Below are 15,539 nucleotides of genomic sequence, written 5' to 3' on the forward strand. Positions count from 1 at the left end.
AAAGGATTGGTAATTTATGTTAAAGTGATTAAAGGATAGGGGTGTGTTTGTGGATTTTTTTATATTTATGATCTTATGCGTTTTTTTGTTTGACCTCGCTAAATTCAGAAAACAAAACCAAACAGTAATTGAACAAAATGAAAAGCTTATTTCACTGTTAGAAGAAATTAAAAATAAGTAAGTTAGGAGCAGATGAAATTTATATAAGTGTTTATTCCACTACATATAAATTGAAAAATTGATAATGCCCTTCTCCATTTATCTTTAAGACAAGATTTTTACCAAACGGCTTTAAAAGTTTGTCTTCTTTAAAAGTAAATGAGACTTCGTTTGGAAATGTTTCGAACGAAAGGGTAATTGCCCCAATTTGAGTTTGTTTTTTATTTTTATTAAAGGCAGTGCTTAAAGTGAAAGTAAGCTGCTGAGGAAGCTTGTTTGTTGAAGATTTATGTTTGAGCTTTAGTTGGTTCACTGAATATTTTGTAATAACGTACTCTGCATTCCAATTGTCATTTTCGCCTTTAAATACGACAGTTCCATCTTTTTTGGAAGGCTTTGAATCTACTATAGTTCCTTCTGTTTTCATCTGTGGGTAATGAACTCTGGAGAATGTTAAAGCAGAAACAAATCCGATTAATAAAACCGCTGCTATAAGGAGCTTCTTTTTCACTTTGGATGCCTCCCGCAATTGCTTTTTACTAAAAATTATTCTTTATTTCAGATAAAATTCCTTGCAAGTTTGCTTAAATGGATAAAGAGGTGATGGAATAGTGGGACCGTATATTGAAGTAAGACGGTATGAAGAGAAGGACTTTCCGGCAATTAGTCAATATGATCTGCCAGAAGAACAAGCAATATATACATCCCTTCCTTCTCTTGTTGTAGAGACTTTTCAAAAAGATATATTTAATCAGCCATTTGTAATTTGTACGGACGAGAAAGTAGTAGGTTGCTTTGTCTTGTACACAGATTGTATAGGCAACATTTACACAGATAATAAAAATGCCATTCTTCTAAAGTCGTTATCGATCGATTCACGTCATCAAAAGAAAGGCTATGCCCTGGAGGCATTACTGGCTTTGCCTGAACTTGTGAAACAACAATACATAGACAAGGATGAAATTATATTAACTGTCCATGAAACGAATACACCTGCAATTAATTTGTACAAAAAAGCAGGATTTGTTTATAAGGGTGAGGAGTTCAACGGGGAATATGGAATAGAAAAGATTTTTCATTGGCTTTTATGAAAAAAGTGACGAAGAATAACTTTTCGTCACTTTTTGTCTGCTATTTCTTTTTTCTACGATACAGATCAATCGATTTGTATCCTTCTCCTAAGATGTCTTCCATTTCAAGCAGCCGCTTTTCTTGAGTTTCTTCTCGTTTTGCACTGTACACATAGCGTGCCCAGTCCTTTTGGTAGCCAAACGTTAAACTGTTATAGGCACTTAATGATTCGGCGTTTTTCTCTAAGTACCGTTTGATATCATCTACATGATCGATATAGTCATCCACACATTGGCTTTTTTTCGAGGAAGATACTGCTTTCTTCTTCTCATATTTCAATCCTACAACTGTGAAAATATCATTTAGACTAACCATTCTTGAAAACTTCAAATTGCTCTCGGCAACATAGCCGTCTTCTCCAACATTTATGTATGGGAAAATTTGATCGCGTTCGATGAAATCCTTATATTGAGGATTATTCTTTTTAGGATAAGCAAAAAAGAGATATCCTTTGTCACTTAGAAGATGTTTCTCAATAACTTGATGTAGTTTGTTAGAGAACTCTTCTAGATTGAACACGAATATAAAGATCAAGTCATATTTTTCTTTTTCTATAGCAGCGTCAAAATCAATTTCTTTAAACTCATCGATATCTTCAGGCAGGTTAAGAATCAGTTTACTCGCATATTTTTTAAGGTTTAACTTATCCACGATGCTTTTCGTAGAGTTCATTAGAAGACCTCCATCCAATGTTTTATTTAAATCTACTTAAAATCTAGCAGCAAATTTCTTATATCCTTCACATCTGATACCACAGCATAAGGGGAATGGCCTGTTGTTGGAACAGCTCCCCGTGTATTAATCCAGATTGCAGCCATTCCAGAATCTATCGCTCCTGCAACATCATGGACCCATGAGTCTCCAATAAAAACTGTTTCCTCTGGCTTTATGCCAAAATATTTCAGTGGTGCATAATAGAGTTCTCGATCGGGTTTCCTTAGCCCTAATTCTTCTGCACAGAAGATGGTGTCGTTTGGAAACACTTTTGATAATCCCATCTTATACACCTTTTGACGAGGATCATAAAGAGCGTTCGTCACAATCCCAAGTTTATAATGAGTTCCCAAATCTTTTAGAAGCTGAATAAGAGATGGATCTTGCTCAATACAAGAAAAACCTCTTTGTAAAAAGAGTGTATCAATTTCATTGATGATCTCATCATCAGGTGTCATATCAAAATGAAAAAAAGCATGCTGCCACCGGGCTCTTCGAAATTCCTCAGGCGTAAACTCACGATTTTTAAGCTTTTCGATTAAATGGGAAGGAACATGCAGCTTTTTCTTTAGGAAAAGGGCTGCGTCCAAGTTTTTCGTTAAGGTGTGTTCGCCAATCGTCTGGACCAACCCCTTTTTATACCAGTCAGAATAGAGGAGGGTGTCATCTAAATCAAACAAAAGCAGCTTATATCTCTTCATTCATTATGCACCAACTTCTAACTTTTTTTCCGCATACACTAAACTTTTATAAACAGTGCTTCCTTCCATCAATTCATCATGAGTTCCTTGTTCAACGATTGAGCCGTTGTCCATTACATAGATGATATCTGCATTTTGCACAGTAGAAAGTCGGTGGGCGATCACGATGGTCGTTTTTCCTTCTCGCACAAGGTCAAAGTTTGTTTGAACCTGTCGTTCTGTTTCAAGGTCAAGTGCTGATGTTGCTTCATCTAAAATTAAAATCTCTGGATTCACAATGATAGCCCGTGCAAGAGCAAGGCGCTGCCGCTGTCCGCCAGAGAGGGTGATGCCTCTTTCCCCGATCTCCGTCTCATAGCCATCTGAAAGACTTTGGATATACTCATGAATTTGAGCAATTTCACATGCCTTTATCATGGTTTCTTCAGATATCTCTCTTCCCAGCAATAGATTGTTCCTCACCGTATCTGGGAAAATATACGGTTCTTGCGTTACAAAGCCGATTCGTTTCGTCCAGTCTTGATAAACGAGATCATGCAAAGCATGGCTGTTTACTAAAATTTTTCCTTCTGTTGGGTTGAAAAAGCGCATCAGAAGCTGAGCGATTGTTGACTTTCCGCCACCACTTGTTCCAACGAACGCAACCTTCTTTCCAGCAGGAATCGAAAACGATAAGTCTTGAAGTACGTTGTTTTCAGAATCTCCTTGGTAAGAGAACGACACTTTATCAAATGAAATGGTTTCTACTATTTCATCTAAAGGAACATCGCCATCTTTTTCGGTTGGCGACTCAATCACGGAACGAAGCCTGTCAACGTTCGCATAAATGTTAGACAGGTCCATCGAAAAAGCAAACAAACGATGTAAGGCATCCATCAGCTGCCCTGTAAATTGGTAAACGATAATGAACATACCGATAGTGAGAGTTCCTTGGATGACGCTATACCCGCCATATCCTAATACGATTAGTGAGGCTCCCCATTTTAAAGGCTCACTGGCGAGAATCTGTCTGTTACTGATTTTAGCCTGCTTCATAACTGCATCGAAATATCGTTTAAAATGAAGGTTATAGATGGAGCTTTCCCACTCAGTCCGGTTATACGCCATTACTTCACGCGTTGAAGAGATGCCTTCCTCGATGTGGATAAGCAGATCCGTCTTCCGGTCCTGAGCTTCTTTTCCCGCTTTACGGATCAACGGTGAAAAATGTCTTCCCATAACGATATATAAAGCACTAAACACTAAAATTGAAACCAGCAGGATAGGAGAAGACATGAAGATAATGACCGAAAGCACAGCGATCGTAACAAAAAGCTGAATAAGCCTCGGGATATAGCCTCCAATCATTCCAGCAACTTGTGAGACATCATTCGATAAATAATGGACATACTTCGTCACACGTTCATTATGAAAAGTCTTAACCGGAATACGCTGCATATAGATCATAAAGTCTCTAGTCAAAACATCAATGATTCTCGCCTGAATGCGGTGGAAGGTGTGCGGTGCGATTGTAAACAGAAGTGCATACGCTATGAAAGCACCAGCGAACAATAGTAAGATCGGAACGAGCCTGTCGTATTGTCCGTTTATAAAAACATCATCAATAATGTACTTCTGCAAGCCAAAGGTCGCGATGATCGACATCGATTCTAAACATAACAACATTACAGAAAGCAGAAAGAACCACTTAATCTTTTTAATATAATGAAGAAGCCATTTTATATTATCCATCTAACCCCTCCAATTAAACGATTTCTTTTTCAGCAACGGGCAGCTGTGCCGTATGCTCGCCTTCAGACAATTGGTAAAAGATTCCTTTTTGTGCCATCAATTCTTCATAAGTTCCTTTTTCAGCAGCTCTGCCTTGATCGACAACGATAATCTGATCATAATCTTGTATCGTTGAAAGGCGGTGAGCTACCGTGAAGGTTGTTTTTCCTTTTAAAAGGGTATCCAATGCGCGCTGTACTTCAACTTCGCTCACGTTATCCAACGCAGATGTTGCTTCGTCGAGCAGGATGATTTCCGGGTCCTTCAAAAACATTCTAGCAAGCGAGATCCGCTGCTTTTGTCCACCAGAAAGCTTGATTCCCCGTTCTCCAATCAGTGTGTCATACCCATTCTCCAGTTCCAGAATAAAATCATGCGCATACGCCGCTTTTGCAGCTTCTTCAATTTGTTCATCCGTTGCTGTGGGATTACCGAAACGAATGTTTTCACGGACACTCGAACCGAAGAGATACGTTTCCTGAAAGACATAACCGATAGAATCACGGATTTGAGAAAGCTTCAAATCTTTTAAAGAAACACCGTCTAGTAAAATATCACCTTTACTAGGGTCGTAAAATCTGCCTAATAGTTTTAGCAGGGTGGATTTTCCGTTTCCGCTCGTACCGACAAAAGCAATCCTTTCCCCAGGTTTAACCGTCAAGCTGAACCCTTTTAAAATATTTTCTGAACTAGGATAGCGGAAGTAAACATCTTTAAATTCCACTTGTCCTTTTACCTCAGGCAGCAAAATGGGCTTCGCGGGATCAGTGATGTCAGGTTTAATGTTGACCATCTGATAGATTTTATCCACCTGATACATGAGCACCCTCTGCTCAGTCATAGAAGTAATAACAGCCGTTAATCGGTGCATAGCGGTAAAATAGTACAATAAAAAGGCAGTAAACTCACCGACAGTCAGACTGTTAGAACGAACAAGAATAGACCCATAGATTAATATAGCGATAGCTCCTGCATAATAGGAAAGACGCCTGACGGTTCCTCGGATATAAGCATAAAGATAGGCTTTAATCATGCTTTTGTTGTAGGTATGTACTTTATCGTTTAATCGCCCGTACTCCCACTTTTCAGAAGAATAGGCACGCACTTCGAGCAATGAGCTGATGGTTTCATAGATTTTCTTGTTAAGTGCAATCCGGTTCGTACTTAATTCTTTACTAAGAATAGAGGCTTTCCGTTCAAAACGCGGACCGATTAAATAATAAAGAAGAAAAGCAGGAATGATGATCAGTGCCAGTTTTACATTCATCGTAAAAAGAATAAAGATCGCAATTATTGAAAAGATAGCTTCTTGAATCATAAAAGGAATGAAGTGACGGTAAAGATTTTGAACGGCTGTTACTTCTGTATTCATTAAGGAAAGTGTTTCTCCGATAGGGGTCTTTTCAAAATGGGAAAACCCTAATTTTCTAAGGTGCTGAAAAATATTGAAATGTATATCTCTTGAAGCTTTTTCTTGAACGATTCGCTGAAGGTTGTTTCTGACTGTACTGAGGTAGATCATGATGAGCAGCAATCCGACTGTGCCGCCAAGAAGTTTGAAGAACAGTTCTGTGTTCTTTTCGGGAACGATCACATCAATAAAATATTGGATGAATTTCGGAACAAGCAGTTCAATTCCCGTAATGAAGATACTGGTGATTATTACGAGAGAAAAGAGCCATTTATAAGGCTTTAAGAAGGATAGTGTCCACAGATATACTTTGAATAAATGAGAAGTCTTGAGCGTTGACATAAATCAGCTCCTAACATATTTTGTTATTTTTAAAATGAGCGGAAGTTTTATTTTACAACAAGTTTGTTACCGTTTCCATAACTATTTTTGAATTTAAAAATGATATAATCATAATCATATTTTCGTTAAATTAGGGAATGAAGAGGATATACGATCAGCAAGTCAGAGGAGGTAAAACATTGATAAGTGAAGCAGAATTAGTGATACAAGCGAAAACTGATTTAGGTGAGGGGCCGTGCTGGGATCAGGGAAAAGGTGTTCTATATTGGGTGAATATTTTAGGGGGAACACTGAATATATACGATCCTCAAAAGAATGAAAATAGAGAGATTCAACTGGATCAGTTAGTAGGTACGGTTGTGCCGAGAAAATCTGGCGGAGCTGTTTTAGCAATGGAAAACGGATTTTATTTTTTAGACTTAGAAACAGAACAGCTCACACAGGTACATGATCCGGAAAGTCACCTGCCTGAGAACAGATTTAATGACGGAAAGTGTGATCCGTATGGACGTTTCTGGGCGGGGACGATGAGTTTGAACGAAGAGAAGGGAAAAGGATCTCTTTACTGTTTACATACAAATATGAAGGTGGAGAAAAAGGTCGAGGGTCTAACCATTTCAAATGGATTAGCCTGGTCGCCTGACCACAAGTATATGTACCTTATTGATACGCCGACAAAGAAAGTTACACGGTTTGATTATGATGGGGAAGCCGGAAAAATTGAAAATCCAGTAGGAGTTATCCAGTTTAAAGAAGGTGAAGGAGCGCCAGACGGAATGACGATCGATGAAGCGGGAATGCTTTGGATCGCGCATTGGGGTGGTGCACAAGTTTCCCGCTGGAATCCCGAAACAGGGGAAAAGCTATTATCTATTCCGGTTCCAGCACTGAATGTCACATCATGTACATTTGGTGACTCAGATTTAAAGACTTTATATATTACAACAGCTAGAAAAAACATGACGGAAGAGCAGCTGAAAGAATATCCATTAACAGGAGGATTATTTAAGGTCCGAACAGGAATAAAAGGCGCTGTGAATTATCCATTTGTGGGATAATAAATATTTCATATGAATGAGTAGATTTCTATCGGGAATCTGTTCGGTTTTTTAAATTACCCATGGCTTCATCAAAGTAAATAAGCTGAAGACTTATAAATTTATTTTGAAGACTTATAAAAATACTTGAAGACTTATAAAAAATATTGAAGACTTATAAAAAATTTTGAAGACTTATAAAATTTCTTCATGACTTATAAGGTTTCGTTTCATTCATCCATGGAAAAAAATAATAAATTTTTCTGAAAATTATATTTACTTTTATATCCATATGTTTTACAATGTTGTAGGTAAGGAAAATATTTCAAGTAAAGGAGGCGTTGGACATGATAAAGTTACATTTTAAAACAATCAAAACAACAAAATATTGTCCAATACACAACCTTCTTTATGGAATCCGTTTAAACTTTTAGATATGTAAACCGGAGCCTCAGGATGTGTATGCATTCTGGGGTCTTTTTGTGCATTTTTTTGGTTTATGCAAAAGGTCATCAGCATTTTTGATGGCCTTTTTTAATTATATAAGGAGTGTTGAAGATGATACAGTTCAGAAAATCGCGTAAGACAAGGTGGAATCACTCGAACTAAGATATTCAAAATGACTGGAGGCAACAGGAATGGAAGTACTAAACAAACAACAAGTAACCGATCAAATCACAATTGTAGAATATGACCCGAGTTATGCTGGTGCAGTCGCTGAGATGTGGAATAACAGTCGAGACGGCTGGGGCGGCAACAACACGATTAGGACGGAAGAACAAGTCTTAAAACAGGAAGCGAACTCAACAAACCTCCATTTATATCTGGCGCTAGATGGCGAAAAAGTCGTCGGTTATTGCAGCCTTGGGGAGTACCGTGAAGATGAAGGTGCTCTTTATATCCCTCTTTTAAATGTAAGAGGAGATTATCATGGCAAAAAGATTGGGAAGACGCTCGTTCTTAAAGCACTCGAGAGAGCGGTTGAGATGAAGTGGCCACGTCTGGATCTCTATACTTGGCCGGGTAATACGAAAGCAGTGCCTCTCTATAAAAAATGCGGATTCTTTTGGGAAGATCGTGATGATACAACACACCTTATGAACTTTATGCCAACCGTTATGCAAACGGAGGCCATTGCCGGTTTCTTTCATAATGTGAACTGGTACGAGAACAGCACAAGGAAAATTGAGGTTGTGCCTGACGGTAATAAAGATAATGAGTTCCACTATTATGAGTACTCATGGGAAAGCGAGAACCATGAGAAGTTAAGGATGGAATTTGAACGTTTCGGGAGAGGACTTCGTTTGATTGAAACGGACGATTATCTGATTTCGGCAACAGTTGAAAATTTTAACCTTGTATTTGGTTCTGACTATCAAGTGAAATACTGCATCATCAACAAGTCCGGCAAACCATTAACAGTGGCTATTGAAGGTGTGAACGATAAAAATATCGAGTTTCATGTCTCGAAGGAAACAACGGTTCAAAAGGAAGAAACGATCGAAGTACCTTTTATAGTGAATCCAATCGAAGAAGAGCAAAGTGTCTGGCGCACACATCCAGCAGTGAGTTCGATGCTAACCATCAATGGAAAAAAGGCTCTGTTTAAAGTTGGGATAAGGCCAAAGTTTCCACTGAACTTAAGCTGTAAATCCTCTGACGCGCTAACGTTTATCGGTAATTCATCAATGTTTTATCTCGACCTCGAAAACAATTTTAATGAAGAAGCTGTGTTTACCTTTGAACTGGCTGAATCAGAACTTATTCAAATGGAAAATCGAGCAGTCTGTGTAACGCTAGCGTCAAACGCAAAACAGTCAATACCTGTGAATTTCACATTAGAAAAGCATGGGTTCTATTCCACAGACATTAAGATTACAGCCACTAAGAAAGATGGAAGCTCAGTCATCTTTTCGAAAAAAGCAGGTACAGCATTTAAAGGAATAGGATCAAAATTCACCGGGGAATGTGATGCATTTTATCATGTATACAATGGACAGTACCACCTTAAAATTGATAAGTTCAATAACTGGATTACTCCGGGAAAAGGCAGCCATGATTTTAAAATAGCTTTCATGGTACCTAAGCTTGGAAAACCCTTTTCTGAAGAACTGTCACGTATTCGTCCAGAGCGTGTGGATCCTATATTAGAAGAAGGCTATGCGGGACTTAGAGCAACCTATCTGTCGAATGCGTTCCCTGGTATTCAACTAACCACTATTGTGAAACTGTACAGTGAAGGTTTGGTTGAGCAGCATTATGAGATTACAAACACGAACGATATAGAATCAACAGAGGAGGTATGGCTGAACAGCCCGATTTTTAGCCGTCTTTTAGAGCGTGCTGTTCTGCCTTATGAGGGAGAGTATCTGGAACTCAACGACTCGATGGGTTCATTCCTTGACTACTGGAAAAGCAGCAACTTATCAGAGAACTGGATCTTTTTAAGAGGGCAGAACAACCCGCGTGGCATCGCTTGGTCACAAGAAGACAAAATCCATTTTGCATCTTGGTTTATGTACTTTGAACAGAATTTTGGAAAACTGGGCGCTCATCAATCTGTACAGACAAATCCAGTCACGCTTTCTATTGGGGCTTTTCATGACTGGCAGTCTTTCAGGACTTATGCTGTGCAAAAAAATGATAAACCAAGCTTAACGAACCACATGACCTTCTCTGTTAATGAAGGCAATCCTTTTGTGAACGGAAAGGAACTAAATGCAACAGTTAAAGATTTTAAATCTGCGTTTTTTAACGGAATGATTGAAATCAAGGTGGATGATGAAATTCTGCAGAGCCATTTGTTTGCTTCAGACCAAGAAGTAACAGATGCGTCCTTTGATATTCAATTATCGAAAGAGGAGACGGTTCATGTATTAACATCAAAATTGAACTTGGATTCCATTGATATTACGCGCCAAAGTGCGGCTTTTGTCATGAAGGAAATGCCCGTACAGTTCGAGAAAAGCATTAAGGATGATTTAGAGGTTCTATCGGCAGATAACGGAGAAATCAAAATCTCAGCAGCCGGACAATTTGCACCGAGTCTGTTCTCTCTCCAATACAAAGATCAGGAGTGGATGGATTCACCATTTCCAAAACCAGCCCCTAAATCGTGGTGGAATCCCTGGTTTGGCGGGATCGCAGGTCTTGTTGAAGGAACGAGTCTAAATTCTCTATTAAAAGAGGAAAGTACTGTGGAGTTTACAGAAAAAGAGGACAGCAAAGGAAACCTGTGGAAGGGCTTGAAGGTTTCAACAAAATACGAAAAGCATGAAACGTTCAAAGGAATTGAAATCCACAAGTATTTCTTGATGCTTCCTGGTGTACCGGTTCTTTGCCATACAACAGAAATCGTTCAATCTATGGGAAGCTATTTGCATGCTAAAAATTTCTATACGGGATGCTTCTTGAATCCAGGACCAGAACTTACGAAGAACTGGGCTAGCTTCCAGGCTGAAACGGGCGAGTGGGCGATGGTTTATGGAGGAAAAGGCGAGCAAGAGATGGCAGTTGACCGAAGTGTCGTTTTTGGTTCTGACGACCATGAGAATCTGCTTCAAATTGTTTCCAACAAAAACGCAACATTTGTGGATTCTTACATTAATAAAGAAGTGATCGAACTCGGTTATGCAGAAAAACTTAACCTGGAGCATGGTGCTAAGCACTTTACGTCGCCTGTTTTCTATCTGTTCAACAGCAAGGTGATTCCAGATGCAGCTTTAGAAGATTTAAAGAAAATCCGATTTAGCTAAAGAGTTTTTTCAAAAGGGAGAGAGTCCATGAAAATCATCGACGCGCATATGCATTATTCAAACATTGAAAGCTTTAAATATACAGCCAAAGATCTGTCCAAACTGGACTATTCCTATGACGGAATCATAAAAGAGTACGAGAAAGCGGGAGTTGTGCTCGGTATCGCGATGGGGCTTACCGAGAAGGAGGTTGAGGGGTTTCCTGACCCCTTAGCTGCAACACCGATGGGAATCGATCTGGATGAGAAAATTCCTGAAAATGTGGTGTATTGCGCAGGGATCAATCCTTATCACTTAGGCGAAAAGGAACGGATGGAACTCGAAGAAACGGTGCAAAAACCCGAAGTGGTTGGACTGAAAATCTATCTTGGCTACTATCCGTATTATGCGTATGACGAAGTGTATCAGCCGGTGTATAAGCTTGCCGCGAAATACGGTTTACCGGTCGTTTTCCACACAGGGGATACGTATTCGGAGCGGGGCCTGCTGAAGTATTCTCATCCGTTAACACTAGATGAAGTAGCGGTGATGCATCGCGATGTGAACTTTATGATGGCTCATTTCGGTGATCCGTGGACACTGGACGGAGCTGAAGTTGTTTACAAGAATCGCAATATGTATGCGGATCTCTCCGGCCTTGTAGTAGGAACGAGAGAGGATATTACTAGATATAAAGATTCGCCGCGTTTCTTTAACCATCTGAAGCATGCCCTGACTTTTACGGATAACTATGAGAAGTTCTTGTTTGGAACAGACTGGCCGCTCGTGCCGATCCAGCCGTACATTGATTTTGTAAAAGAGATTATACCGGAAGAGCATCACGAGGATGTTTTTTACAATACGGCGGTTAAGATTTTTCCGAAGATCCGGTCGTTTTTAAAATAGTTTTTGTGAATTGTAATTCTATTAGGAGTGGTTGATTTCTGTTCCAGGATGCTCCACTAATCCCGCAGGAGTCTCACACCTTCCGCTTCACAAAAACGATCCAATCTTTAGACCTTAAATAATTGATAGTTTATGAGAGGGGTGGTGCTAATGGTATTCGTAAAAAATGGTATCCATACTGAGCAGCTTAGTAGAATACTAACCGAAAGAAGGGATCGCACCTATGATTACAGGGAAAAAAGTAGAATTGAGACCGGTTTCACTAGAAGACCATAAGCGGACGTACCATTGGCGGAACAATGAAGAAACGGCTCGCTTAGATGCAGGTTCGGGTTTATTTCGATATAGTCATACGCCACTTGAACAGATTGAAGCTAGCTATGAAAAAGATATTCGAACCATTGATAAGCGAGAGGTAGGAGAGTTCTCAATTTATACGCTTGGTGAAGATGCCCGGCATATCGGTTCGATCGGTTATCGGAGTCTCGATATTGTAGCGCGGCGGTGCGTGGTAGGTCTTGGAATCGGAGAAAAAGAATTGTGGGGCAAAGGATATGGAACGGATGCTCTAAAAGCATTGATTAACTACCTGTTTAAGACGATGAACCTGAAACGGGTTCAGCTTGATACGTGGAGCGGAAACACACGCGCAATCCGTGCTTATGAAAAATGCGGTTTTGTCGTTGAAGGACGCCTAAGAAACGACGCTTTTATCGATGGAAAGTACTATGACACAATTGTGATGGGGCTGTTGAGAGACGAATTCCATTATGACTCTTAATATCACATAATTTTTCGAGTTCATCACATAATTTCTTAACTGCATCACATAAAAAGATGACCTTATCACATAAAAAACAGCGTTCATCACATAATTTTACAAAAATTTGAAATAGGTGGGCGGTAAGCTCACCTATTTATTTGAAAGACAGGAGAGATAACATTGTTAAAAGTAGTAGGGTTAGAAGAACAAGATCATGAACTTATCCGGGCAGCTGAGCAAGTGATCGAGAAGAATTACATATACGGAAAACATCACATAGGAGCTGCTGTTCGTACTAAATCAGGAAGAATTCATGCTGGTGTTCACCTGGAAGCAAACGTAGGCAGAATTGCGGTTTGCGGCGAAGCGGTAGCTTTAGGCAAATCTATCTCTGAAGGTGACAACGATTTTGACACGATCGTGGCTGTAGCCCATCCACATCCACATGAGGATATAGAAAAGTGCTGGGTTGTTGCACCGTGCGGAATGTGCCGCGAACTCATCAGTGACTATGGTAAGGATACAATGGTTATCTTGTCGTATCAAGGTCAGATCGTGAAGTGTAATGTGATGGAGCTGCTGCCTGAAAAATATAATAGTAGAGAATAAAAGAAGAAGGTGAATGTCTTTGACAGTTGATTTTTATTGTGATGAAGTATTAAGCGGAAAGACACCTGTAAAAAAAGTGATGGAAACAGAAAATGTTTTAGCCTATTATCATACGCGTCCATTTTATCCGGTACATATTGTAGCCATACCGAAAAAGCACATACCATCTTTCATTGCAATTGAAGAAAGAGATAATGACTTACTGCTTGAATTGTTAGGTGTCATTAGAGAGGTAGCCCCTATGGGTACGCAAGAAAATGGAGCCTGTAAAGTCATTACAAACATCGGTGATTATCAAGATTCTAAACACCTTCACTGGCATATTGTGTCTGGGGAACCGATGAATTCTTACAGAAAGCAGGTAAATCAATGATATTTTTAATGCTAATATTAATCTCCACAGGTTTGTTTGCGATCTATGATGCGATTAGAAAATTGAACAGTAACATTTTAAAGCAAACGAAAGAGATAAAAAAATTAAATGAACATTTTAGAAATATATCTGAAAAATAGAAAACTACCTCAGGTCCCTGGGGTAGTTGTATAAAAGTGAAATTATGGCTGGCAACATAATTCGCCTTCGCCGGTTTCAAGTGAGATTTTAAACTTTGAAGAACTCCCTGCCAGGCCATTTGGTGCCATTTGTATGCTTCAGCCCAATCCTCATTAAATCCAGTGTGCTCAATAACGACTTTTGTTTCATTATTGGCAAGTGAAATGAATTGTACTGTAACAACCGTTAGATCATTTTTATTCATAACTTCTTCAAAGGGATCTGGCCCTTTCCAAGTGAACTGTAGAACTTCATTTATAACCAGTTCTGTAATTTTGCAGCCTTTTGTATTCATTCCAGATTTATTCTCAGGAACAAAATACAGTTCGTAAGCTCCACCTATTTTTGCTTCAATGTTAGCTTCAGGTGCAAACCATTTCGAAACCCGTTCGGAAAGAGTCCATGCGTGCCATACAAGATCTACAGGTGATAGTATTATTATTTCTTCTGTAAGTGTCATTTTCTTGGAAGTAGTGTTCAAAAAAAAACGCCTCCTTTTAGAAAAAATTTACATTATTATGATATCATAGATTTGATGATTTGATTTTAAAGATTAATAGAAATGTTAGGTGAAATGATGAACAAAGGGAAAATTATTTTATTAAATGGCGTATCGAGTTCTGGTAAATCGACGTTATCCAAAGAGCTTGTAAAAAATATGCCTGATTATTTTCACTTAAGTATAGATGATTTTGATACCATAATTGAAAAGATGGAGAACCGGGAAGGTGGTCATCTAATTCCCATTCCTACAGAGCATTTTTTTCATCGCAGCATAGCGATGTTTTCTGATAAAGGCGTTAATCTTGTCGTCGATCAAATTTTACATAATGAAGATACAACAAAGGATTGTTATGAAACACTGAGTGACTATCCAATATTTTTTGTAGGGGTTCATTGTCCACGTTCTGTGCTTGAACAAAGAGAGAAAGAAAGAGGGGACAGGACGATAGGACAAGCTGAATCACAGCTGAACTATGTGCATCAGCAAGGCGAGATATACGATGTCGAAGTGGATACAAGTGAAGAGATGGATTTAGCGGTTAACACTATTGTTAATGAATTAGCCGAATTCAAAGTTCCTAAAGGGTGGAAAGCAACCATAGAACAATCTGTTGTAAAAAGACTTTGACAACTATCATAAAACTGCGTATACTAATAAAAATTTATCAATAATTGGCTATGAAGAGAACGAGTAATTAAGCTGTATTATTCCCAGAGAGCTCTTGATTGGTGAGAAAGAGCAATAATCGTCTTAATGAAAAAAGCCTCAGAGCTTTGTACGGATGCGAGGAACTCCTTGCTGATACTACAACGGGATCTCCCGTTACAGAGATAGGGTATACGCATTTGATTGTTTTATTGCTGTACCTGAAGAGGTTAGCATGGCGACATGTTAACAAACTGAGGTGGTACCGCGAATGCTGATAAGCTCTCGTCCTCAAGATGAATAATCTTGGGGGTGAGGGCTTTTTTGTTTTTTAAGGGGTATCCAGGTAGTGTTTTTTGTCGTAGCGTGTCGACTCGTGGTTATTTTTCAAATAACGTGGGATTAATTCAATTAACGTTGGAAAAAAATCAATGTAAGCGTCAATTAAATGACACCTTCTTTCTGGATGTTCTTTCATGTGATAATCAAGTCATCTTTTATTCCAGAAGGGGGATATCATATGGATACATCAACTCGATTTTCTACATTTGGGACAGAT

Annotated in this window: 14 protein-coding genes and 1 other annotated feature; of the genes, 8 read left to right on the top strand and 6 right to left on the bottom strand. The window is 39.0% G+C overall.

What is annotated here, in order from left to right; all coding sequences use genetic code 11:
* Positions 1-211: 211 nt before the first annotated feature.
* Positions 212-670 (bottom strand): hypothetical protein, encoded by a 459-nt coding sequence (locus M3196_RS17390; RefSeq protein WP_251323599.1) that lies wholly within the window; start codon positions 668-670, stop codon positions 212-214.
* 100 nt (positions 671-770) lie between these two features.
* Between M3196_RS17390 and M3196_RS17395 the strand changes: the two genes are divergently transcribed.
* A complete protein-coding gene (locus M3196_RS17395) occupies positions 771-1,250 on the top strand; it encodes a GNAT family N-acetyltransferase (RefSeq protein ID WP_251323600.1) in 480 nt (159 codons plus the stop codon).
* Positions 1,251-1,290: 40 nt separating this feature from the next.
* Here the strand turns inward: M3196_RS17395 and M3196_RS17400 are convergent, their stop codons facing one another.
* From M3196_RS17400 to M3196_RS17415, 4 genes are read right to left on the bottom strand one after another with little or no spacing between them, the layout of a single operon-like run.
* Positions 1,291-1,962, bottom strand: coding sequence for a YdeI/OmpD-associated family protein (locus M3196_RS17400; RefSeq protein ID WP_251323601.1), 672 nt, complete (start codon positions 1,960-1,962; stop codon positions 1,291-1,293).
* Positions 1,963-1,994: 32 nt separating this feature from the next.
* Positions 1,995-2,705 (bottom strand): HAD family hydrolase, encoded by a 711-nt coding sequence (locus M3196_RS17405; protein WP_251323602.1) that lies wholly within the window; start codon positions 2,703-2,705, stop codon positions 1,995-1,997.
* Positions 2,706-2,708: 3 nt separating this feature from the next.
* Complete coding sequence (locus M3196_RS17410; RefSeq protein WP_251323603.1) at positions 2,709-4,436, bottom strand: ABC transporter ATP-binding protein; 1,728 nt, start codon at positions 4,434-4,436, stop codon at positions 2,709-2,711.
* 13 nt (positions 4,437-4,449) lie between these two features.
* A complete protein-coding gene (locus M3196_RS17415; protein WP_251323604.1) occupies positions 4,450-6,228 on the bottom strand; it encodes an ABC transporter ATP-binding protein in 1,779 nt (592 codons plus the stop codon).
* A 179-nt stretch (positions 6,229-6,407) separates the two neighbouring features.
* On the opposite strand from M3196_RS17415, the gene M3196_RS17420 reads away from it, so the two are divergent.
* From M3196_RS17420 to M3196_RS17445, 6 genes are all read left to right on the top strand, one after another.
* Complete coding sequence (locus tag M3196_RS17420; RefSeq protein ID WP_251323605.1) at positions 6,408-7,286, top strand: SMP-30/gluconolactonase/LRE family protein; 879 nt, start codon at positions 6,408-6,410, stop codon at positions 7,284-7,286.
* 617 nt (positions 7,287-7,903) lie between these two features.
* On the top strand, positions 7,904-11,020 hold the full coding sequence (locus M3196_RS17425; protein ID WP_251323606.1) for a GNAT family N-acetyltransferase: 3,117 nt from the start codon (positions 7,904-7,906) through the stop codon (positions 11,018-11,020).
* A 27-nt stretch (positions 11,021-11,047) separates the two neighbouring features.
* Positions 11,048-11,905 carry an amidohydrolase family protein gene (locus M3196_RS17430; RefSeq protein ID WP_251323607.1) on the top strand — a complete coding sequence of 286 codons (858 nt, stop codon included), beginning with the start codon at positions 11,048-11,050 and terminating at the stop codon, positions 11,903-11,905.
* A gap of 223 nt (positions 11,906-12,128) precedes the next feature.
* Positions 12,129-12,686, top strand: coding sequence for a GNAT family N-acetyltransferase (locus tag M3196_RS17435; RefSeq protein ID WP_251323608.1), 558 nt, complete (start codon positions 12,129-12,131; stop codon positions 12,684-12,686).
* Between the two features lie 162 nt (positions 12,687-12,848).
* Complete coding sequence (locus tag M3196_RS17440; RefSeq protein WP_251323609.1) at positions 12,849-13,277, top strand: cytidine deaminase; 429 nt, start codon at positions 12,849-12,851, stop codon at positions 13,275-13,277.
* 19 nt (positions 13,278-13,296) lie between these two features.
* Positions 13,297-13,650 carry an HIT domain-containing protein gene (locus M3196_RS17445; RefSeq protein ID WP_276531423.1) on the top strand — a complete coding sequence of 118 codons (354 nt, stop codon included), beginning with the start codon at positions 13,297-13,299 and terminating at the stop codon, positions 13,648-13,650.
* Positions 13,651-13,693: 43 nt separating this feature from the next.
* Here the strand turns inward: M3196_RS17445 and M3196_RS17450 are convergent, their stop codons facing one another.
* On the bottom strand, positions 13,694-14,311 hold the full coding sequence (locus M3196_RS17450; protein ID WP_338082962.1) for an SRPBCC domain-containing protein: 618 nt from the start codon (positions 14,309-14,311) through the stop codon (positions 13,694-13,696).
* A 96-nt stretch (positions 14,312-14,407) separates the two neighbouring features.
* Between M3196_RS17450 and M3196_RS17455 the strand changes: the two genes are divergently transcribed.
* Positions 14,408-14,962, top strand: coding sequence for a chloramphenicol phosphotransferase CPT family protein (locus tag M3196_RS17455; RefSeq protein WP_251323610.1), 555 nt, complete (start codon positions 14,408-14,410; stop codon positions 14,960-14,962).
* 41 nt (positions 14,963-15,003) lie between these two features.
* Positions 15,004-15,276, top strand: a binding site (T-box leader).
* Positions 15,277-15,539: the final 263 nt, after the last annotated feature.

This window comes from Fictibacillus nanhaiensis (assembly GCF_023715445.1).
Taxonomy (GTDB): domain Bacteria; phylum Bacillota; class Bacilli; order Bacillales; family Fictibacillaceae; genus Fictibacillus; species Fictibacillus nanhaiensis_D.